The 21,593-nt window shown below is 63.7% G+C and carries 20 protein-coding genes and 1 other RNA gene; 9 read left to right on the top strand and 12 right to left on the bottom strand.

The annotated features are described in order from the left end of the window. Positions 1-85: 85 nt before the first annotated feature. The 12 genes from ISP25_RS10710 to ISP25_RS10655 form a co-directional block, all read right to left on the bottom strand. Positions 86-862 (bottom strand): hypothetical protein, encoded by a 777-nt coding sequence (locus ISP25_RS10710; protein WP_404613765.1) that lies wholly within the window; start codon positions 860-862, stop codon positions 86-88. A gap of 29 nt (positions 863-891) precedes the next feature. Further along, entirely contained in the window at positions 892-3,372 is a 2,481-nt protein-coding gene (locus ISP25_RS10705) for a VirB4 family type IV secretion/conjugal transfer ATPase (protein ID WP_404613763.1), read from the bottom strand. A 48-nt stretch (positions 3,373-3,420) separates the two neighbouring features. Next, a complete protein-coding gene (locus ISP25_RS10700; protein ID WP_404613761.1) occupies positions 3,421-3,729 on the bottom strand; it encodes a type IV secretion system protein VirB3 in 309 nt (102 codons plus the stop codon). Beyond that, the gene (locus ISP25_RS10695; RefSeq protein ID WP_404613759.1) at positions 3,722-4,132 is read right to left on the bottom strand and encodes a TrbC/VirB2 family protein; all 411 of its coding nucleotides are present in this window, start codon (positions 4,130-4,132) and stop codon (positions 3,722-3,724) included. The genes ISP25_RS10700 and ISP25_RS10695 overlap by 8 nt, the downstream gene beginning before the upstream one ends. Positions 4,133-4,337: 205 nt before the next feature. Further along, positions 4,338-5,291, bottom strand: a complete 954-nt coding sequence (locus ISP25_RS10690; RefSeq protein WP_404613757.1) for a lytic transglycosylase domain-containing protein — start codon at positions 5,289-5,291, stop codon at positions 4,338-4,340. A 33-nt stretch (positions 5,292-5,324) separates the two neighbouring features. After that, a complete protein-coding gene (virB11, locus tag ISP25_RS10685; protein ID WP_404613755.1) occupies positions 5,325-6,356 on the bottom strand; it encodes a P-type DNA transfer ATPase VirB11 in 1,032 nt (343 codons plus the stop codon). A 20-nt stretch (positions 6,357-6,376) separates the two neighbouring features. Continuing rightward, entirely contained in the window at positions 6,377-7,555 is a 1,179-nt protein-coding gene (locus ISP25_RS10680; RefSeq protein WP_404613754.1) for a TrbI/VirB10 family protein, read from the bottom strand. Continuing rightward, a complete protein-coding gene (locus tag ISP25_RS10675) occupies positions 7,552-8,319 on the bottom strand; it encodes a TrbG/VirB9 family P-type conjugative transfer protein (protein WP_192158810.1) in 768 nt (255 codons plus the stop codon). The genes ISP25_RS10680 and ISP25_RS10675 overlap by 4 nt, the downstream gene beginning before the upstream one ends. After that, positions 8,316-9,230, bottom strand: a complete 915-nt coding sequence (locus ISP25_RS10670) for a virB8 family protein (RefSeq protein ID WP_404613752.1) — start codon at positions 9,228-9,230, stop codon at positions 8,316-8,318. Before ISP25_RS10670 ends, ISP25_RS10675 begins: the two co-directional genes overlap by 4 nt. A gap of 40 nt (positions 9,231-9,270) precedes the next feature. Beyond that, a complete protein-coding gene (locus ISP25_RS10665) occupies positions 9,271-9,729 on the bottom strand; it encodes a hypothetical protein (protein WP_404616305.1) in 459 nt (152 codons plus the stop codon). A 515-nt stretch (positions 9,730-10,244) separates the two neighbouring features. Next, positions 10,245-10,598 carry a YraN family protein gene (locus ISP25_RS10660; RefSeq protein ID WP_192158813.1) on the bottom strand — a complete coding sequence of 118 codons (354 nt, stop codon included), beginning with the start codon at positions 10,596-10,598 and terminating at the stop codon, positions 10,245-10,247. After that, positions 10,598-12,469, bottom strand: a complete 1,872-nt coding sequence (locus tag ISP25_RS10655; RefSeq protein WP_404613750.1) for a penicillin-binding protein activator — start codon at positions 12,467-12,469, stop codon at positions 10,598-10,600. The genes ISP25_RS10660 and ISP25_RS10655 overlap by 1 nt, the downstream gene beginning before the upstream one ends. A gap of 77 nt (positions 12,470-12,546) precedes the next feature. Between ISP25_RS10655 and rsmI the strand changes: the two genes are divergently transcribed. The 9 genes from rsmI to mraY all read left to right on the top strand — a co-directional run bounded on the left by rsmI (position 12,547) and on the right by mraY (position 21,592). Next, positions 12,547-13,374, top strand: coding sequence for a 16S rRNA (cytidine(1402)-2'-O)-methyltransferase (gene rsmI / locus ISP25_RS10650; RefSeq protein ID WP_404613748.1), 828 nt, complete (start codon positions 12,547-12,549; stop codon positions 13,372-13,374). Positions 13,375-13,424: 50 nt separating this feature from the next. Then, positions 13,425-13,787: RNase P RNA component class A (rnpB, locus tag ISP25_RS10645), an RNA gene on the top strand. A gap of 318 nt (positions 13,788-14,105) precedes the next feature. Next, positions 14,106-14,552 carry a division/cell wall cluster transcriptional repressor MraZ gene (mraZ, locus tag ISP25_RS10640; RefSeq protein WP_192158819.1) on the top strand — a complete coding sequence of 149 codons (447 nt, stop codon included), beginning with the start codon at positions 14,106-14,108 and terminating at the stop codon, positions 14,550-14,552. Between the two features lie 44 nt (positions 14,553-14,596). Continuing rightward, positions 14,597-15,532, top strand: a complete 936-nt coding sequence (rsmH, locus tag ISP25_RS10635; RefSeq protein WP_192158821.1) for a 16S rRNA (cytosine(1402)-N(4))-methyltransferase RsmH — start codon at positions 14,597-14,599, stop codon at positions 15,530-15,532. Next, positions 15,529-15,801 (top strand): cell division protein FtsL, encoded by a 273-nt coding sequence (gene ftsL, locus ISP25_RS10630; RefSeq protein WP_225578442.1) that lies wholly within the window; start codon positions 15,529-15,531, stop codon positions 15,799-15,801. The genes rsmH and ftsL overlap by 4 nt, the downstream gene beginning before the upstream one ends. Then, entirely contained in the window at positions 15,801-17,666 is a 1,866-nt protein-coding gene (locus ISP25_RS10625; RefSeq protein ID WP_404616304.1) for a peptidoglycan D,D-transpeptidase FtsI family protein, read from the top strand. Before ftsL ends, ISP25_RS10625 begins: the two co-directional genes overlap by 1 nt. Then, a complete protein-coding gene (locus ISP25_RS10620) occupies positions 17,663-19,138 on the top strand; it encodes a UDP-N-acetylmuramoyl-L-alanyl-D-glutamate--2,6-diaminopimelate ligase (protein WP_404613745.1) in 1,476 nt (491 codons plus the stop codon). Before ISP25_RS10625 ends, ISP25_RS10620 begins: the two co-directional genes overlap by 4 nt. After that, positions 19,135-20,502 (top strand): UDP-N-acetylmuramoyl-tripeptide--D-alanyl-D-alanine ligase, encoded by a 1,368-nt coding sequence (locus ISP25_RS10615; protein ID WP_404613743.1) that lies wholly within the window; start codon positions 19,135-19,137, stop codon positions 20,500-20,502. The genes ISP25_RS10620 and ISP25_RS10615 overlap by 4 nt, the downstream gene beginning before the upstream one ends. Beyond that, positions 20,492-21,592 carry a phospho-N-acetylmuramoyl-pentapeptide-transferase gene (gene mraY, locus ISP25_RS10610; RefSeq protein WP_192158827.1) on the top strand — a complete coding sequence of 367 codons (1,101 nt, stop codon included), beginning with the start codon at positions 20,492-20,494 and terminating at the stop codon, positions 21,590-21,592. The genes ISP25_RS10615 and mraY overlap by 11 nt, the downstream gene beginning before the upstream one ends. Position 21,593: the final 1 nt, after the last annotated feature.

The raw sequence follows: 21,593 nt of genomic DNA, 5'->3' as shown, positions 1-21,593 counted from the left end.
GTTATTCCAATCCATAACTAATGCAACGGCCATCCGGGCATTGTTGTCGGCAAGATTACGCGGCGTCTGGAGAGGGCGCCCGGTATCACAACGACGGCTGGTAAGAGAACGCGGCAGTCAACGCAGTCGCTTGGACAGCATTGCCGAGCAGGCTTGGATTGCCCTGCATAGCGGCATGGCCGAGCGTCGACTGCATGCCTTGCAACGAGCTGATGAAGGCATCGTCGGCATCCACCTGGGTCTTCCAATTGTTCATCGCCGTAGCCATCTCATTCGCTACGCCTGCTGCTTGGGCGGTGGCGGAACTGCTTTCTCCTGCCGTAGTGAAGCCATTCGTCAGGCTGGTGAGCTTTTGCAGTGCCGGTATGTTTGAGTGAAGCTGGTTCATCATGTCCACTGTTATGTTGTATTTGTCCACCTGGGTGGTGACGATCTGGGCGCAGATGGCTTGCTGGCTTTGCGTGATGGATTGGTTCATCAGCGAAGTCACCTGGTTTAGAAGATTGCTAACGATGGAACTGGAGCCGCCGTTGCAGGTGGCCTGAATCAGCGGCCCGGCGTCGATTTCCTGCATGGTGTTCGGAGCGATGCTGAAGTTGGTGCCAAGGTTCATGACCTTGGTGAGCATCTGCTGGTACTGCTGCACCTGCGTTTCGTATTGCTGCACCTGTTTGGCGTATTGCGTGATTTTTTGGAACAGGTACGACGCCGAGGAGGTTTTTTCCTGTACAGCGTCTTGAACCAGAATGCCGGTCTGTGCGTGAACGCTGCCCGCCGTGAGGGCGGAAGCAAGGGTCAGGAAGAACGTCAGCGTGCGCGTGGCGTGTCGGTTGGAATGGGTATGTTCGGTTGGACGTTGCATGACGCATGCTCCTCTGTGACTGCCAGGGACTACACTGCCGCGGAACGCGACGGTCGCGTGGGCTGGGATGATGGCGCAGGCTTCTTGCCGCTGCCCTTGCGGTTTTCGTAGAAGTCGTTGAGCCATTGTTCGGGGCGCAGATCGTCCACGCTCACGTCAGTGGCCGACGCGCGCTCCTGAAGTACCCGGTGCATGATTTCGATGTTGTCGGTGGAAGCGGAGATCACCGACAGCGCGTCGTCCATGCCGCGCAGGTTGAGCTGGCATACCGCGCTGGCATGGCCTTGTTTGACGAGGAAGCAGCGCGAGCGCTCGTCCAGGCTGACCACCACCTGGTATTCGGCTTCGGTGAGCTTGAGGCCTTCGACGTAATCCTCGCGGCTGGCATTGGGATTGGGCAGCAGGATCATGGTGGCGGTCTGCTCGATGAGCGCTGCGGCAATGTCGCTGGCCAACGCGTCCTCGGGGCTCTGCGTGGCGAAGATGCCCAGGCCGTTCTGCTTGCGAATGGTCTTCTGCTTGTTCTTGGCGAATTCCTTGAGGCCGCCTTTGCCGTCGAGGATCTTCCAGAACTCGTCCATCACGTAGATCAGCGGGCGGCCGTCGATCAGGGCCTCCAGGCGGTGCAGCAGGTAGTTGATGACCGGCACGCGCACCTCGGGATTGTCGATGATATCGGTGTAGTCGAAGCCGATGATGCTGGCGCGGGTCAGGTCGATGGTGTCGACGGGGTTGTCGAACACCCAGCCCAGTGAATTGCCGGCCGTCCATTTGCGCATGCGCACAAACAGGCCATCGTCGCCCATGTTTGGCAGACTCTTCTGGAAGTTGGTCATGTTGCGAAGACGCATCGGCGTGTCGAGCATGCTCTCGACGGCGCGGAAGATGTCCTCCTCCTCGCGCGAGCTGTAGATGCTTTTGCCAGCCAGCACTTTGATGAGGTCGGCGAGGAACTGCACGTTGGCTTCGGTGCGCTCGCAATGGAACGGATTGAAGCCGGTGGGCCGGCCGTTCTCCAGCGCCAGGTAGTTGCCACCGCAGGCGCGCACGAAGATCTCCGCGCCGCGATCCTTGTCGAAGAAGAAGATCGTGGGCGTCGGCGTGTACTTCTGCACCTGACTGAGCAGGAAGTTGATCAGCGCGGTCTTGCCGGTACCGGACTTGCCGATGACCATGGTGTTGGCGATGGCCTTCTCGCCCAGCGAGTTCTCTGCCGGATGAGTGGCGTGGAAGTTGAAGTAGTAGGGCTGTCCGTTGGTGGTCTGCAGCGTGGTGACGTAGTCGCCCCAGGGATTGTTTTCCTTTTTTCCCGTTGCGAAGTTGTGCAGCGGAGACAGGCCGAGGAAATTCAGCGAGCTGACGTTGGCCAATCGTGTGCGGTATTTCCAGTTGCATGGCAACTGCGAATAGAACGAGGCGGTGACAGCGAGGTCCTCCTTCACCGAGACAAAGCCGGCATTGGAAAGCTCCGCGCGCGTGGCCGCGATCTGCTGGGAGAGCATTTCCTGGGTTGGTGCGTAGACTGCGATGGTGAAGTGGTATTCGCCCAGCACGAAATTGCCGGAGGCGAGCTGGTCCATGGCGTGGTCCAGCTCGGCGATCTGGCTGAAGGCCTTGTCGCCAGAGGAGATCATCATGCCCTTGGTGCGATCCAGCGCCTTGAGTGCATCGTGGCGACCCATGGGGCTGAACGAGTGGGTGATGACGTATTCGAAGTCGAGGTACTTCAGTCCGTTGAGAATGCCTGGGTAGGTGCCATCGGTGTATTCCTTGATGTTGAGGATGGCGCCGAACTGGTTGGCACCGTCGGGCGAAGTGATGACGAAGTCGCCGGTCTTGGCGGAGAAGCGGTGTTTGCTCACTGGCAGATAGCTGTAGACCGGCGCGGGCAGCACCGGCACCGGCTCATCGATACGGTTGAGCAGGTAGCCATAGAGCTCCAGCGGCTCGGAGAACACTACGCCGTTCTTCGCCTCGTACATGCCAAGGCGATAGGGCGCGTAATCCTTCAGTACGGCTTCGACGTTGCCGGCCAACTCCAGCACGGTGTTGACGGCCTGCAACTGCTCGGATTCCAGCCTGCCTACGTCGCTGGATTTTTCAGCAAAGCGCTTGCCTTCGACGATAGGGCGATAAATCAGGGTGAGATACAGCTCGTTCTGCATCAGCTTCTGCGCGGACAGCGCGCTGTAGTACGCGTCCGACATGCTCTGGTTGAAAGCCTGCGCGAAACGGCCGTGGTCCTTGAAGCGGCGGCGGCGGCGTATGTCGTGAACCCAAAACGCCACGTTTACGTAGTCCGGAGCACGCAAGGTCTGCAGCATGCGATTGAAGGTGTTGTGACGGTGCTCGATATCCCATTCTTCGCGCCCAACGAACGGCAAGCCGCCCAGGCGCCACACCATCAGGTAGTCACCGCCCGTGGTCTTGAGCACGGTTGGCGACACATGGGTGGACAGCGTGACGAACTCACTGATCGCCGTGTCGGGAATGAAGCTTGGCTTGGACATGGTTCCGGATCCGAAATGGCACCCCGGCGAGCCGGGATGCCTGGTGGCTTACGTCTTGTCTTTCGATTGACCGCGGTAGCTGTTGGGCGTGAACACCCACATCCCGTCGTGCTCGCGCAGATTCCGAACCCGTGTGCGGAACTGCAGTCGCAATCCAAGCAGGCGGAAAATCATCTCGTCGCGGCGTGCCATCTGGCGCATCACGAAGATCACCGGCGGAATCAGCAACAAGTAAAAGAAGTTGGTGTACACCGACAGCAGGAACACCGCGCCCACCGCAAAGAAGAACGGTATGTAGGGCACGCCCATGAACATGGGCGGGCGGGTGCAGCCGCGGAACAGCGCGTTCTTATGCATAGTTGCTCAGGACGTGAGAGATAAGGCTCGTCGTCTGGCAAGCGGTGGCGCCGGCACTCGAGGTGCTGGAGCTCAGGAACATCTTGGCGATCTGGCCGGCAGCGCCGATCAATACGGCGCCGATCAGTACGGGAGCGACGTCGCCGATACGCTTGTGCGCAAAAGCGATTTGGTAGCCGGAGAACACCACTGCGATGGTCACCACCACGATAGAAATGGCATTGAGGATCTTGTTGATATTGGAAGCGAACGTGCAGGTGGTATTGATGGTGTCGGTGGCGTCTTGGCCGAAAGCGATGCCAGGGACGATCAGGGCGATGAGCACGGCGAGATACAGGAAGGCGCCCAGGCGCGCGCGGCTGGAGCGGATGAGGCTGTCGGTGACGATCTGATTCGGTGCCATGACGGATTTCCTTAGGTGGTTATGGAACAGTGCGACGCTCAGGGTTGCGTTGCTTCAGGGGAAGCTGCGTGATGTGCAGCCGGGTTCACTGCGGGACGCCCCGGGTTTTCGGGCGAATTTGCGGCCAAATGGCCGCCGATGCGGAAGCGAGAGAGGAGGGCCGCAGGGCCGGATGACGCGCGCGCCATGGCATGCGTCCGTGGCTTCAGAAAACGAAGGCGGCATCGCCGGGCTCCTGTGCATGGGCGGCGGTGGCATTGGCATTGGTGCCGGCGACCATGGATGCTGCTGGTGTGGATGCGGCAGGCCGCGCGAAAGGTGCCGGTGAGGGAGTCGGATCATTCGGCCCCGTTACCTGTGGCACGAAGATCGAAGAATCGGCGGTAGAGCTGTTTGTTGCGGCACTCGTCGGTATGCCATTGGTCGGCGTGGAAACCGGGGCGGCGATCACCGATGCAGCGGCTGGAAGCGAAGCGGCGGCCTTTGGTGCTTCTCCCTGCGCCGCGATGGTAGGTTCCATGCCCGCATGATTCGGGAGGGCGACGGAGCCTGAGTCAACCGAATACGCCTTGGTCGAGAAGAACGACACGCTGCGGATGGCCACGCGGTAGTCGGGACTGCCTGGCTGCGGTGCCGATATCGTGTCGGCACTGTCGGCCGATGCCATCGCCACGGACTTGAGCGGAATGGCTTGAGAGTCGCTGGAGCCGGCAAGAAAGCCCTTGTCGCGATTGATGGAGTCGTACACCTTCTGCACGTAGCCGTCGCGATAGCCGGTGACGAAATTCCCCGAGTAGTAGCAGCTGAAGGCCTTGCCCCAGTTGCGGCCAGAGCTGGCATAGCACGCGGCGAGTATCTGTGCGCCAGCGGCGAGGTTCGGGCATGCGTCGAAGGCTTTCTCGTAGGTGTCCAGGCCGTACTTGCCGAGGTTGGCGCGGTTCACCTGCGCCACGCCCAGCGAATAGTTGTAGCCCTTGGCATCGAGCATGTGCACGGTGGCCAGCGCCTCGGCCAGATTCTTTGGCTGACGTTCGAGCTGGCCGCCGACCACGCCAATCGCATAGGGATTGGCGCCCGATTCGACATCGACGATGTGGCTCATCACCTCGACCGATACGGCCAGGTTAGGGCAAGCCATCAATCCGATTGCAGCGAACATGGTGCGGTTTCCGGTATCTGTACGTGGTGTGGGTCAGGACTGCGAAAAACTGCGGGTCGGGTCGAAATCGATCCCGGTGATGCAACGGCGCCCTGCATGGGCCTTGATGTGCACGACGATGTCGATGGTCATCATCAACAGGCGCTTGATGGTGGCGAATTCCAGCCCGGCACCCTCGTTCGAAGCTTTCACCATCAGCGCGAGTTGGTCCCAGGTCTGTTCCGTGCTGCCGGAGTGGCAGCTGGTGATCGAACCCGGGTGGCCCGAGGCGCAGTTGCGGATGAAATAGAACGACTCGTCGCCGCGCAGCTCGGCCAGGATGATGCGATCCGGCTTCATGCGCAGGCAGGCTTCCATGCAGCTCTTGGCGGTGACGTTGCTGGTGCTCTGGCCGCCCTTGGAGTAGAGCAGGTGCACGACGTTGGGCTGAGCGATGAACAGCTCGCGCGCGTCCTCGATCGTCACCAGTCGCTCGTTGTCTGGGATGTGATGCACCAGCGACTTCATGAACGTGGTCTTGCCGCTGCCGGTGGCGCCGGAGACCACGATGTTCTTCTTGTTGTGTACCGCCTTGCGGAAGAAGTCCGCGTAGTTGCGGCTGGCGCGCAGCTCCAGCAGCTCGCGATCCGCGTCGCCGATGCCACCGCCGACCTCGACGATCTCGTCGAAGAAGCCGTCCTGCTGGTATTGGGCCAATGTCTTCGTCTGCTTGGAGGGCAGGCGGATCGTGATGGATGTCTTGCCTGCCTCACAGGCGGGCGGGATCACGAATTGCGCGCGCTCTCCGGTGGGGAAAGTCAGCGACACCACTGGGTCGGTGTCGGTGATGCGTTGGCCGGTGTTGCTCTCGTTGACGACTGCAGTACAGAACTGGCGCGCCCGCTCAAACGTGAGGGAAGGCACTTCGACGCGGCGCCAGGCGCCGCGGCTTTCCAGGTACAGCTCGCCCGGCCGGTTGATGCAGATCTCGGTGACGTCCGGCGAGGACATGAACTCCCGCACTCCCAGCACTTCGTACTGGTAGGCGAGGAATTCGTTCGAGATGTGGGCGTCCAGTTCCTGCATGGCTGCTTCGGCGAGGTGAATTAGAAGCGGGCCACGACACCACTGAAATCCACGTCCTTGGCGACGTAGACGTAGATGATCGTGCCTTGATTGATGGTGACGGTTGCCGGGCGATTGGCGGAGGCCTGCACTGCCTGATTGGCCAGGTTCTGTATGGTCTGCGCGGTGTTGCTCTGGAACGGCTCCTGGGTCACCACGCCATTGGTGATGGTGGTGGTCTTCGGTCCGTGTTCGGCAGCCTCATAGCTGAAGGCATCGCTGAGCATGCTGATGAGCAGGGCTGCACTGATGCGCTGGCCCCAGTGTGCGTTGTAATAGCCGGGCAGGCCCGCGCCGCCCAAGTTGTCGATGCCCGGGCTGGCCATGTTCACATCGATGCCGTTGGGCGTGATGATGCGATCCCAGATCACCGCCACACGATCCCCTACCGGACCCTTGTCGTAGCTGCCAAGCACCTTGGATCCTTTGGGCAACAGCAGGCGCTGTCCATTGAATGAGTAGACCGGTTCGGTCACCAGGCAGGACGAGTATCCGGGTATGTCCGAGATGATGCGTGTCTCAAGCACACAACGGATATAGGTGCCGCGTTGCATCAGCGTGTCGGGATTGCGGAGTGGTTGGGCGCTGGTGATGTTCGAGTCATGCAGGCTGCCTGCCGGACCGGTTGCGACCGCGGCGGGCATGGCGGGAGGCTGCTGCTCAGCGCCGGCGGAACCTGCGTCTTCCGAAGCGGCAATCCGGCGCTGCACGATCGAAGGTGGTTGTGCAACTGCTGCCTGTGGTGCTGGCTGGGTCGGTGACGCCACAGCCGAGGGCATCAGGGGGATGGCAGCCGCCTGTTGCGGAGCAGGCGCGGGCGCTGGCAGCTGCGGCAGGACCAGCGACTTGGGCGGCTCCGCCACCGTGACCTTTTCCTCGCGCGGTTTCGGCTGCTCGTTGCGACTGCCCGTACCGGTGATCATCCAATAGGCGACGAACAGCAAGAGCAGCACGACCGCGCCAAGAAGGAGCAGTGCGCGCTGGTTCATGCGCTTGAGGTCGTGCGACCTCAACTGGGGGGCGCCTGCATCGAGATCAGGCGCGGCGGATTGCTGGTAGCGGGTGGAATAGGGATTGCTGGCCAGCGGGTCGGACTGGTTGCCCGGCATATCACGGGGCATCGAGCCATCATCGGGTTGATTGGAGGTATTGGAGTTCACTTCTGGGTGTTCCTTCGCAGACCCACGACGTCGTTGCCGTGGCGGATGACCAGGTAGGGATACGTGCCGTGAACGATGATGGTGTTGCCCTCGACAGTCGTGTTCACCAGCGAGTCTTCGCTGTTTTCCTGTTCGCGCATGAAGATCGCGGGGAAATCGCCGGTCGGAAACTGTTTCAGGTCGCTCATCTTGATGTAGGTGAAGTGACCGTCGTCGTAGACATTGACCGGAACCAGCCACGGCGCAGCCTTGCTGCGCGTCGCGTAGTCGTAGTTGAAGTTGTAGCTTCGATCCGGGACGAGGCTGGTGTTGAGTGCGGATGTCTTCGCGTCTTTGCTGATTTCTTTGGCAAAGCTGGCATCGGCCGGGTAATTGAAGGTGATCTTGTATTCCACGCCGCTGCGACGAGCCTGGTCGAGCGTTTTCCAGTCGGTGGCGACCACCTTCAGTTCGAAGATGTAGGAGTGCGTTGCCGTGCGGATCATCATGTTGGTATCCACGTCGACGTTCTTCGGCTTCAAGTAGAAGACGTTGTCGCGCCGCGTGAGCTCCCAGCCGGAACTGAAGCCGGTGCTGTAGTCGAGGATTTTCTCCTGCGGACTGAGCTCGATTTGCGTGGTGATGCCGAGTCCCGTGCGCACCGGATAGATGCGATCGGGCTGGTATTCGTACTGTTGCACGACCTGTGCGTTCGCCAGCGTGGGCAATCCGAAGAGGGCCGCGCACGCTGCGATGGTCGTGCCAAGCAGGTTGGATCGATTCATGGGCGGCCTACTCCAGTGGCGGAATTCCCGGTGGCTTGCGCGGGTGCCTGCATGGGTTGATTGGCAACGACGGAAGCGGGGGGCAGGGCGGTCGGAGCGGCGGTGGCCATCGATGGAACGGCAGTCGAATCGATGCCTTGGGGAGGTACGGTGCGCGAGACTGCGTTTTGGATTTCGGCAGGCGGAGCCGACGAATAGTCGTCGTCGACGCGGTACTCGGTGACCCAGAAGCCAAGTGGATTCTGGATGCGGCTCTGATCGTCCATGTCGAGGTTGGACTTGTAGGCGAACGACATCGTTGCGATCTTGTTGTCCAGCGGCTGAGTGCTGCCGGTTCGCTTGTCGTAGAGGCTGCGCTGGAAGCGCACGGTGGCACCCATGGGCGTCATGCCGGGGCCGCCACCGGTGAGCACGATGCTCAGCAGCTTGATGCGTATGGCGGTGTCCTTGCCGTACTTCTTGTAGGGGCCATCGGGATTGGTCGACGAATAGAGCTGGGTGTAGGCCGCGCTGACTCCTGGCGAGGACATGGTCTGGACCGTCGTCCAGTCGCCAAGATTGAGCAGGGCCAGGTCATAGGACTCGCGTGCCAGCACGAAGTGAGCGACGTTGCTGCGATTGATCGCCTCGCTCGTGCTGATCCTGTGCTGGGCCACGTCGTCCGTGAGGCGGGCCACTGTGCTGGTGCCGGTGTAGGCATCGGCCATGACGAGGTAAGGCACTTTCTGCTTGAGCGGCAGCATGTAGAAATAGCCGCCGGCAAGGATCAGCGACATGGTGATGGCACCGAACGCGACCATCCATGCGCGGCGTTCGCTGCGTCTGGCGAGATCGGCAATGGTCAATTCGAAATTGACGGACTTGGCGACCGCTTCGTCTATTTTCTGGCTGGAGGAATTTTTCTTCAGCATGGGCTGGGTTCCGACCCTTTCGTGTTGATGGCGCGCATGGTCATTTCGTGGCGATTGGAGTCGTGGAAGACGGTGCTGCAGGCGTGGCGCTTCCGGTGGGTGCGCCCGCGCCGCTGGAGGCAGCTGGCTGGACTTCGATTCGCCGCAGGCTGGCCGTGACGGAGACACCCTGCGCCGCATAGATGGAGTTGAGCTGCGCGACGGCGCTGTCGACATCCGTCGTGCGAATGCCGACAACGGGCTGGTACAGCGTCACGTCGAAAGGAAGCTGGTACGACAGCTCTCTGCCCGAGTCCTTGGCCCAGCGCGCAAGCATCGTCTTGAGTGTTTCGTCCATCGGCGAGGCATAAAATACATAGGCCGGATTCAGCGGTATCTCGGTCGGCGCATTCTGGAAATGATTGACGGGTTTCCATGGGCCGCTGAAGTTCTTGGCTGGCGGGGTGCCGCATCCGGCGAGTGCCGCGATGGCAAGCAGCATGGCGCCTGCACGGGGCATTTTCAGTAGATCCTTGTCCATGGCTGATCCGCTGGTCGAGAGTGAAAGAGGGTGTTTCGAACGCCGCATGGATGCTGCCATTCGCGCGTCGCATGGAAATGACAAAGCGCCGCTGTCGACGGTCATGTTTGAAACAAGGGTTTGTTCGGAGAGATGCGTGCAGGGAGTGCTGGTGCGCTGCGTGCGCGTCGATGCGTTGCGCTGTCCAAGCACTGCGATATCCATTCGTGCATCCATTCCAAAGAATCCAAAGCCATTCGCATCCGAGCAGCCGACGCAGCGTGGTGCGCCGTGCGGGCATGTGCCGAGCTGGGTTAGTCGACGAATCCCCTGATGGCATATGAAGCCGCCACATTCGCGGATGCTGTCACGCCACTCGCGCGTGTTTCGTCGAATGCATCCCAAAACTGTGCGCCGTGCATGTTAGTTCGTGCACGAACAGGGGCATGTAAGAAGATGCACTGAAAAGTACGTCGGGTTGCGCCGACGTTATGTAGTCCGTTACCTACGCAGCGTCATGCTTCGAATGCGCCACGCAGCCACTGCATACGTGCATCCGCTTCGGGGCCGTCGTATCCGACCACGTCGAAGCGGCAGGGCCGGTGTGCGTGTTGCGAGTGAGCAGCCAGCCAGAGTTGAGCAGTGCGGATCAGCTTGTCCTGCTTGCTGCGGGTGACTGAGGCCAGCGCGTTGCCGTGGCCTGCGCGTATGCGATAACGCACTTCGACAAAAACCACCACATCGCGATCCAGCATCACCAGATCGAGTTCGCCGAGACGGGTGGTGTAGTTGCGGGCGAGCACCTCGAGGCCGGCGCGCTCGAGCTCGGCACTGGCGCGTTGCTCGAAGGCGGCGCCGGTGCTGCGCATCAGTTGCTGGTTGAAGCCGCCGCCGCGGGTTGCACGCTGCTGCTGGCCGGCGCGGGAGCGCTGCCGGACGATGCGGGCAGATCGTCCAATTGCAGGCTGCCGCTGAGCGGGCGGGCTACGCCGTTCTCGAATTTCGCCCAGGTCAGCACGCGGCGGATGCGGCCGAACTGGTCGGCGGTGAGCTGGCCGGAGGCGCCGGGGAGATAGCTGCCTGGATGGTCACGCAGCCAATCGAGATAAGGCACGAGATTCCACGCATCCATGCCGAACGCGAACAGCCGCGCGTTGGCGTCGCGTGCGGAGGGCAACTGGGTGGCAATGTCGTCGTGGCTGGGCAGGCCGGGCTGGGCGTTGAACAGCCACGGGGCGTCGCAGAATTCCACGCCGTTGAGATCGCCATCGGCGGTGGGATTGTCACTGCCGGCGTAGATGTGCGAGGTGCCAAATACTGGCAACGTGATCTTGGCGATTTGCAATTGCGGCATCAGCAGGCGCGCCTGGCTGGGGCGCATGCTGATGAAGAGACCGGTATCGCTGTCTGCGCCGGCCATGTTGAGCTGGCTGATCGTGTTGGTGTAATCCGTGTCGGTGGCGGGTACGGTGGCCATGCCGAGCACGTTGCCGCCGCGGGCGAGGAATTCGGCCTTGAAGGCGTTGGCCGCACGCTGGGCGAAGTCGTCGCTGGAGATCGCTACGTAGGCCCGGTGCAGGCCGCGGTCGACCATGTGGTCGGCTGCCTGGGCGCCTTCGGTTTCCGGCAGCAGGCCGAATTCGCTGGTGCCGCTGGACGGGGGTTGCTTGTTGTCCGGGTGGTTCAGTGCCAGCACCGGCACTGGCAGCGTGGACTGGGCGAACAACGCGGCTACTGCGCCGCGAGTAAGCGGGCCGACCACCAGTTGGGCGCCGTCCTTGGTGGCTTGCTGATAAGCCTCGGTTGCACCATCGGTATTGCCTCGGGTGTCATAGATGCGCACCGAGGCGCGAGGTGCATGGGTGCGTGCGGCCTCCGCATAGGCGGCGAAGAAGCCTTCGAGGATGGTGTTGCCGGCGGCGGCGTAGGGGCCGCTTTGCGGCAGCAACAGGGCTATGCGGGCGGGCATTTTGTAGCCCTCCCGGACATCGGCGTTGGCGCCCGGCAATAAGGTGCCTACCGGCTGCTGCAGCGATGGCGTGGGTTGTGCGACTGCGATGCCGTGTTGGCTCAGCGCCTCGTTCGTCCACGGCAACATGCGGTCGCCCGCCTGCATCGCGGCAGCGCGTTGCTTGAGGGTGGCTACGTCAAGCTGGGCGAGTTCGGCGAGAACCAGCTTGCGGTTTTCCGAGCGGTCGAGTCCTTGCAGGTGATCGTCCATCTGCACACGGGTGCGCGCAGCACCCCAGTGGTCGCCGGTGGCCGCCTGTGCGCGGGCGCGCAGTTCGTACAGGCGCAGTTGCAGCGCTTCCGGCACGGCGACGGTGGGTTGCGTGGTGAGCCGCAGTGCGGCAGCGGCATCGTGGTGGTGCAACGCGAGATCGGCACGCAGCAGGTCGAAGCGCATGGCGTCGTTGCCTTGCAGGTTTTCGCGCTTGATCTGCGCAAGCGTGGGCGCGGCGGTGTCGATGCGGCCTTCCTCGCGCCAGGCCTCGGCAGCCAGCAGGCGATAATGGTCGGCATGGCCGCCGTATTGGGAGGCAAGCGTGAGATAAGCCTGCGCGGCTTGGTCGAACTGGCCTTGACGCGCCAGCGACGCGGCGCTGTCCGTGGCGGCGGTTTCGGCGGGCGACGGCTTGGTGTTGCCAGGGACGCAACTGCTCAGAACCAGCGTGCCGGCAAGCAGCAGGACGGAGGCGAGGGCCGGCAGGGACTGTCGGGTGACGGGGCGCAGGCGCATCTGGACTCTCAATGTCGGCATGTTTGCGTCGAGTGTGAGCGATGATAGCCCATCGTTTCCGTGACCCGGTCTTGCACATGCCACCTATCCAACCCGGCTGCCTGTGGGTAGTCGCCACGCCGATCGGCCATCGCGAGGATTTCTCTGCGCGCGCCATCGCCACGCTGCGCGAGGTGGCGGTGATCGCCGCCGAGGACACTCGCCACAGCAAGCCGCTGCTGCTCCACCACAACATCGCCACGCCGCTGCTTGCCTTGCATGAGCACAACGAGCGCGAAGTAGTAGACGCCATCGTGAGGCGATTGCAGGGCGGCGAATCGGTGGCGCTGATTTCCGATGCGGGCACGCCGTTGATTTCCGATCCGGGTTTTCGGCTGGTGCGTGCGGCGCGGGCGGCCGGTGTGCGTTGTGCGCCGGTGCCAGGTGCCTGTGCGGCAATTGCCGCGTTGTCGGTGGCGGGATTGCCCAGCGATCGGTTCGTGTTCGAAGGTTTCCTGCCGCCGAAATCTGCGGCGCGGCGTACACGCCTGCAGGAGTTGGCAGCTGAACCGCGCACCTTGATCTTTTACGAATCCTCGCATCGCGTGGCGGAGAGCCTTGCCGACATGCTTGCGGTATTCGGTGATGAACGCGAGGGGGTACTGGCGCGCGAACTCACCAAGATGTTCGAGACGGTGATCGATCAGCCGCTGGCGCGGCTGGCCGAACGCGTGGCAAGCGATCCCGACCAGCAGCGCGGCGAGTGCGTGATCCTCGTTGCCGGTCGTGGCGAGGAGGCCGATGCGAAGTTGGTCGAAGGGCGGCGCATCTTTGCGATCCTGCGCGAGGAATTGCCGCCGGCCAAGGCGGCGAAGTTGGCCGCGGCGATCAGCGGCGCGGCGCGCAAGGCTTTGTATGAATCGTGATGGCGCGTGCGAGCGGGCTTTTCCGCTTCCTGCCCGCTACAATGAGCAGCGGAGTCGGCCGGACAGTCGCGTCGCGCGCAAGCGCGTCGAGGAAAGTCCGGGCTCCATAGGGCAGAGTGCCAGGTAACGCCTGGGCGGCGCGAGCCGACGGCCAGTGCAACAGAGAGCAGACCGCCGATGGCCCGCAAGGGCACAGGTAAGGGTGAAAGGGTGCGGTAAGAGCGCACCGCGTACGGGGCCAACGTCGTACGGCACGGTAAACCCCACTCGGAGCAAGACCAAATAGGGGAACGATAACGCGGCCCGCGTTGTTCCCGGGTAGGTTGCTGGAGCCAGGTGGCGACGCCTGGCCGAGAGGAATGACTGTCGCGCCGCAAGGCGTACAGAACCCGGCTTACAGGCCGACTCCGCCTTTCCCTTGCTGCCCGTCCCGACGCGATATGCGCCGGGGCGGGCCTGCGGGTGCGCGGTGCGGCAGCGTGAATGCTTGTTCATCCCGTTGCCGCCATGGCGGCCGTTGCGGATGGTTTTCGGGCTCTATGTGTCGAGTGTGTTGCGGAAAAACCTCCCTGCATTCAAACACCTTGATGGTGTTCCTCAGAAAGTGCTGGAAACACAGTCATAACTTCGCCTTTCTCATTGATTCACAAGCAAAAATCCCTTGACAGTCTCACAGGGCGAGACTATCGTGGATTTCAGTGTGAAATCGTGGGTAATCGTGGAGTCTGTTCGTGTTCCAAGGCGAGACTGCCATCACCGTTGACGACAAGGGCCGCCTGGCCATTCCGACCGCTTACCGCGAGTTGGTGGTTGGCGCCTGCGCGAATCGGCTGGTGGTCACCTACAACCCGTTCGAGCTGGGCTGCCTGTGGCTGTTCCCGCACGACGAATGGGAAAAGGTGCGCGATCAGGTCAATGCGTTGCCCAAGGTCAAGGCCGCCCATCGCGACATGCAGATGAAGCTGGTGGGTGCTGCAACCGTCGTCGAGCCCGACGGCGCCGCACGCATCCTGCTGCCGGCCAGTCAGCGTTCGGCGGCGGGCATCGAGAAGAAGGCGGTGCTGTTGGGTATGGGCAACAAGTTCGAGCTGTGGAGCGAACAGGCCCACCTGGCCAAGATCCGCCAGACCATCGGCGAAGACGACATCACTGACGACATGGCCGCGTTGCAGCTGTAACGCGGCGTGAAATTTTGCGGACGAACCGGACGGGAGGGTGCGGCATGGCCGAATTGCGGCACATCCCGGTAATGCTGGAAGAAGCGGTGGAGGGCCTTGCCGTGCAGGCAGGCGGGCGTTATCTGGATGGCACGTTTGGACGCGGCGGTCACGCCCGCGCCGTGCTGTCGCGCCTGGGCCCCGATGGTCGCCTGCTGCTGATGGATCGCGACCCGCAGGCCGTCGCCGAAGCGCGGAAGTCATTCGCCGCCGAGCCGCGCGTGGCGATCCGCCACGACAACTTCTCGGGCATGGCCGAATGGGACGAAACTGCCGAAGGGTTGGACGGCGTGCTGCTTGATCTCGGCGTGTCCTCGCCGCAGCTGGACGAAGCCGCGCGCGGTTTCAGCTTCATGGCCGACGCTCCGCTGGACATGCGTATGGATACCAGCCGGGGCGAGAGCGCCGCGGATTTCCTCGCGCATGCCACCGAGCGCGAAATCGCCGATGTGCTGTGGCAGTTCGGCGAGGAGCGTTTCAGCCGCAAGATCGCCCATGCCATCGTCGAGCGCCGCGCTGAAAATCCCGTCACGCGTACCGGCGAACTTGCCGCGTTGATCGAGCGTGTGGTGGGTCGACGCGAACCGGGCAAGCATCCGGCCACGCGCAGTTTCCAGGCGCTGCGCATCCGCGTGAACGGAGAGCTGGATGCCGTGCGGCGCGGGCTGGATGCCGCGTTGTCGCGGCTGAAGCCCGGCGGCCGGCTCGCGGTCATCAGCTTCCACTCGCTGGAAGACCGCATCGTCAAGCAATTCATCCGCGACCATGGCGGGCGAGTGGTGGGCAGCCGGCGCGGGCCGCCGGTGGTTGCCGCGCCAGCCGAGTTGGTGGCGGTGGGCAAGGCGCAGTTTCCTTCCGATGCCGAGTTGACGGCGAATCCGCGCGCACGTTCAGCCGTGCTGCGGGTCGCCGAGAAGCTGCCGTTGGCGGAGGGGGCATGAAGGCGATCCAGGGCATTTTCATGCTTGCGCTGCTGGCTGCCGTGATCGGCAGCGCCATCAGCGTGGTGTGGGCGCGCCACGAAAGCCGCGTGCTGTTCGTGAAGCTGACCGCGCTGCAGAACCAGCGCGACGACATGAACATCGAATATGGCCGGCTCGAGCTGGAGCAGGCCACGTTCGCCGAACCGCGCCGCATCGACGAGGAGGCGCGGCAGCAATTGGGCATGGTCGATCCGCGACCGCAAGACATCCGGTTGCTGCGCCGATGATGAAGTGGCGCGACCGCATCCGTCCGCAACCGCAGCGCGCCAAGTCGTCGCGTAGCCGGCGCCGCGGCGCCGGCTCCAGTGCGCGCAAGCGCATGGTGCTGGTGGTGGCTGTGCTTGGCCTGATTTCGCTGGGTCTGGTGGCGCGCGCGTTCGACCTGCAAGTTGTGCGCAAGCAGTTCTACCAGAAGCAGGGCGATGCGCGCTTCCTGCGCGAGATGCCGATTGCGGTGTCGCGCGGCACCATCTTCGACCGCAATGGCGAGCCGCTGGCAGTGTCCACGCCGGTCACCTCGATCTGGGCCAATCCGGCCGAACTGCTGGCGAACGCGGATCGCATCCCCGCGCTGGCGAAGGCGTTGGGCGGCGATCCGCAGCAGATCGAGCAATACCTCGAGCAGCGCTCCGATCGCGAGTTCGTCTACCTGCGCCGGCAGATGCCGCCGGAGGCGGCGCAGGCCGTGCTCGACCTCGACATACCGGGCGTCAACAGCCAGCGCGAGTTCAAGCGCTTCTATCCGTCGGGCGAGGTCACCGCACACGTCATCGGCGTCACCAATATCGACGACCACGGCCAGGAAGGCCTTGAACTGGCCTACGACGACTGGCTCGCCGGCAAGCCCGGTGCCAAACGCGTGATCCGCGACGGCAAGGGTCACGAAGTGGCGGAGTTGGAGCAGGTGCGCGCACCCAAACCGGGGCAAAACCTCACGCTCAGCATCGACCGCGGCATCCAGTTCCTTGCCTACAACGAGCTAAAGAACACGCTGGAAAAATACAGCGCGGCTTCCGGCTCGATGGTGGTGATGGACGTGCACACCGGCGAGATCCTGGCGATGGCCAGCCTCCCGACCTACAACCCGAACGCACTGGCCGGCAGCAAGCCGGTGCAGCGACGCAACCGCGCGGCGACCGACGTGGTGGAGCCCGGCTCCACGATGAAGGCGTTCACCCTGGCGGCGGCGCTGTCCAGCGGCAAATACACGCCGACCAGCCCGGCCATCGAGACCGGCAACGGCCATTGGTTTTTCTACGGCCACGATATCCACGACGACGACCCGAACGGAACGCTCACGCCTACCGGCGTATTGACGCGTTCCAGCAACGTGGGCGCGGCGAAGATCGCGATGACGCTAGACACGTCGCTGATGTACAACACCTATCGCGCCTTCGGCTTCGGCAGCAGCACAGGCAGCGGCTTTCCGGGCGAATCGTCGGGCCTGCTGCGCGTCGGCCGTGACTGGCGACCGCTGGAAAAGGCCATCATGGCCTACGGCTACGGCCTCAACGTCACGCCGCTGCAGTTGGCCACTGGCTACGCGACGATCGCCGACGGTGGCGTGATGCACACGCCCACGTTCATCAAGGACGACGACAGTCCGGGCAAGCAGATCATCTCGCCGCAGGTGGCGCACGAGCTGGTGAGCATGCTGGAGACGGTAACCGGACCCAACAGCACCGGCGCGAATGCGCGCATCGCGAACTACAGCGTGGCCGGCAAGACCGGAACTTCGCACCAGGCGATCGCCGGTGGTTACTCCAAAGACACCTACAACTCCTTGTTCGCCGGCATCGTGCCTGCCAGCGATCCGCAACTGGTGGCCGTGGTGGTGGTCAACGGCACCACCAGGGGTGGCTACTTCGGCGGCACCGTGTCGGCACCGGTGTTTTCCGCGGTAATGGGTGGGGCCGTGCGCCTGCTCGACATTCCGCCAGACAACATCGGACGCTGGTATGTGGGTGGCCCGCTGCAGGGCAATGGCGGCCTGGTCGGCAGCCAGACGCCGCCTCCGCAACCTTCGGCTAACGACGCGCCAGTGCACGAGGCGCCGGTCGACGAAGCGCCGTCGGAAGGAGACGCGCCATGACCGGCCGCCTCGATCAATTGCTGCTGGGCATCGCCGACGTTCCAGCGACTGCTGCGCGCATCGCGGTAAGCGGACTCGCGCTGGATTCGCGCAAGGTTGGCCGCGGCGACGCGTTCTTTGCCTTGCGCGGTACGCAGGGCCACGGCATCCAGTTCGCCGCGAGCGCAGCGCAGCGCGGCGCAGCCGTGGTGCTGGCCGAAGCGCCGGCCGTCGAAATCGCCTCGCTGGACGTGCCGGTGTTGTGGATCGATAGCTTGCATGAGCAAGTCGGCGAAATCGCCTCGCGCTTTTACGGCCGTCCCTCCGAGGAGCTGCGGGTGGTCGGCGTCACCGGCACCAACGGCAAGACCTCGACCGTGCAATTGTTGGCGCAGGCACTGGAGTTTCTTGGCCATCGCGCTGCCACGATTGGCACACTGGGAGCAGGCATCCACGGGCGGCTGCGCGATGGCGAGCGCACCACGCCGGACGCGATCAGCGTGCACGGCCTGCTCGCCGAGTTCCGCGACGCCGGCGCTACTCACGTGGCTATGGAGGTGTCCTCGCATGCTCTGGAGCAGGGCCGTGTCGGCGCGGTGGATTTCGAGGTCGCCGCATTCACCAACCTCACCCGCGACCATCTGGATTACCACGGCAGCATGGAGGCCTATGGCGCGGCCAAGGCCAAGCTGTTCGCGTGGCCCGGCCTGCGCGCGGCCGTCATCAATAGCGACGATGCGTTCGGCGCCCAGTTGCTGGACCAGTTGCCTGCCGAAGTGCGCGCATTGCGCGTCAGTGTGAAGGGCGATGCGGCGGGGGACGTGACAGCGGGCAACGTGGTCAGCTCCGCCGAAGGCCTGTCCTTCGTACTGCGCACGCCATGGGGCGCGCATACGCTCAGGAGCCACTTGCTTGGCCTGTTCAATGTGGCCAACCTGCTCACCGTGGCGGCTTGCCTCGGTGCGTTGGGTGAGCCGTTCGAGCGCATCGTCGCCGCACTGGAGAAATTGCAGCCGGTCAACGGCCGCATGAGCCGGCTGGGTGGGCACGATGGTCTGCCGCTGGTGGTGGTCGATTACGCGCACACGCCTGACGCGCTGGAGCAGGTGCTGAATGCCGTGCGCGCGCATTGCCGCGGGCGGTTGATCTGCGTATTCGGCTGCGGCGGTGAGCGCGATGCGGGCAAGCGGCCGCTGATGGGCGCCATCGCGGCGCGCCTGGCTGACGTTTCCCTCGTTACCGACGACAACCCGCGTGGCGAGAACGGCGACGCCATCGTGGCGCAGATCGTGGCCGGCATGGGCGCGGCGCGCGAATACAGCGTGCAGCGCGACCGCGCCGCCGCCATCGGCCAGGCGCTGGAAATGGCCATGGTCAACGACGTGGTGGTGATCGCCGGCAAGGGTCATGAAACCTACCAGGAGGGCGCGGCTGGCAAGCGCCCGTTCGATGACATGCTGGTCGCGCGTGCGGCCCTGGAGCGCCGCGCATGATGCAACTCGGCGCCATTGCGATGTGGACGCACGGTCGCCTGCTCGGTGACGACGCCGCCGTGGGCGGTGTCGCGATCGACACGCGCAAGATCAAGCCCGGTGACCTGTTTGCCGCGTTCAAGGGCGAGCATGTGGACGGCCATGACTATCTCGCGCAGGCGCAAGCCGCTGGCGCGGCCGGTGCGCTGGTGGCGCGCAAGGTGGACAGCCCGTTGCCGCAGGTGCTGGTGGACGACGTGGAGGCGGCGCTGGGCGACCTCGCCAGCGCGGTGCGTGCGCAGCGCCATGCACGGGTGATCGGCATCACCGGCTCCAACGGCAAGACCACGGTGAAGATGCTGACGGCGGCCATCTTGTCGTTGCACGGCCGCACCCATGTCAATGCCGGCAGTTTCAACAACGAGATCGGCCTGCCGCTGACCTTGCTGTCGATGCCCGAGGACGCCGAATACGCAGTGCTGGAGATGGGGGCGGGCAAGCCCGGCGACATCGCCTATTTGGCCGCCATCGCGCGGCCCGAAATCGGCCTCGTCAACATCATTGCGCCGGCGCATCTTGAGCGCATGGGCAGCGTGGAAGGCGTGGCCGAGACCAAGGGCGCGCTATACCAGGCATTGCCCGCGGACGGCGTGGCCATCATCAACGCGGACGATGCATTCGCCGGCTTTTTTTCCGGTCTGGTCGGGTCGCGGCGTGTGTTGCGCTTCGGCCTGGAGCACAAGGCCGACGTGGGTGCGGAGAGCCTGGAGCTGCGCGCGGATGGCTCGCGTTTCGTGCTCGTCACGCCACAGGGCAAGGCAGCGGTCGACTTCGCACTGCCCGGCCGCCACAACGTGGCCAACGCGCTGGCTGCGGCATCCATTGCGCTGGCGCTGGACGTGCCGCTCGACACCATCGTCGCCGGCTTGCGGCAGGCTCGCGCAGTCACGGGACGTCTGCGCCGCATCGTGTTGACCGGTGGTGGCACGTTGATCGACGACAGCTACAACGCCAATCCCAGTTCGATGGCCGCGGCCATCGAGACGCTGGCATTGGCACGGGGCGAGCGCTGGCTGGTGCTGGGCGACATGGCCGAACTCGGCACAGACGCGCGCGCGTTGCATGCAGGGGTGGGTGTAAAGGCGCGCGAGCATGGCATCGAACGCCTGTTCGCGGTCGGCGTGCTGGGCGCGGCAGCGGTCGAGGCATTCGGTGACGGCGGTGAGCACTTCGCGGACAAGGTGAGTCTGATCGCCGCGTTGCAGAGTGGCCTGCACGGTGGCGTGACCTGCCTGGTCAAGGGTTCGCATTCGGCGGGCATGGAACAAGTCGTGAAGGCGCTCGAAGGCGTGGTCAAGAAGGAGGGCGCATCCGATGCTGCTTGAACTTGCGGACTGGATGGCGCGGCACTTCACCACGCTGCACCTGTTCCAGTACATCACCTTCCGCACCATCATGGCCGCGCTCACCGCGCTGGCGGTGTCGCTGCTGCTGGGGCCGGCGCTGATCCGCAAGCTCGCCGCATTGAAGGCGGGCCAGGTGGTGCGCAGCGACGGCCCGCAGTCACACCTGTCCAAGGCCGGCACGCCGACCATGGGCGGCGTGATGATCCTGCTCGCGGTCACCGTGGCCACGCTGCTGTGGGCCGACCTGCACAACCGCTACGTGTGGGTGGTGCTGGCGGTAATGCTGAGCTTCGGCGTGATCGGCTTCTACGACGATTACCGCAAGCTGGTGCTCAAGGACAGCCGCGGCCTGGCATCGCGCTGGAAATATTTCTGGCAGTCGGTATTCGGCCTTGGTGCCGCGCTGTTCCTGTACTACACCGCGCCGCAAGCGATGGGCGGCGTGCCGGTGGCGGAAACGGCGCTGTACGTGCCGCTGTTCAAGCACGTGGCGATTCCGCTGGGCGTGCTCTTCGTGGTGGTGGCCTATTTCATCGTGGTGGGCTTTTCCAACGCGGTGAATCTCACCGACGGTCTCGACGGCCTCGCCATCATGCCCACCGTGCTGGTGTCCGGTGCGCTGGGCGTGTTCGCCTACCTCGCCGGCAACAAGGTGTTCTCCGAATACCTCGGCATTCCCTCGATCCCCGGCGCGGGCGAACTCGCGATCTACTGCGGCGCGCTGGCTGGCGCGGGTCTGGGTTTCCTGTGGTTCAACACCTATCCCGCGCAGGTGTTCATGGGCGATGTGGGCGCGCTGGCCATCGGTGCCGCGCTGGGCTGCATCGCGGTGATCGTGCGGCAAGAGATCGTGCTGCTGGTGATGGGCGGCGTATTCGTGCTGGAAACCGCCTCGGTAATGATCCAGGTGGCCAGCTTCAAGACCACAGGAAAACGCGTGTTCCGTATGGCGCCCATCCACCATCACTTCGAGTTGAAGGGCTGGCCCGAACCGCGGGTGATCGTGCGCTTCTGGATCATCAGCGTCGTGCTGGTGCTGATCGGCCTCGCCACGTTGAAGGTGCGTTGAG

Source organism: Rhodanobacter hydrolyticus (assembly GCF_044904645.1).
This window is presented reverse-complemented; position numbering and strand designations above follow the sequence as displayed.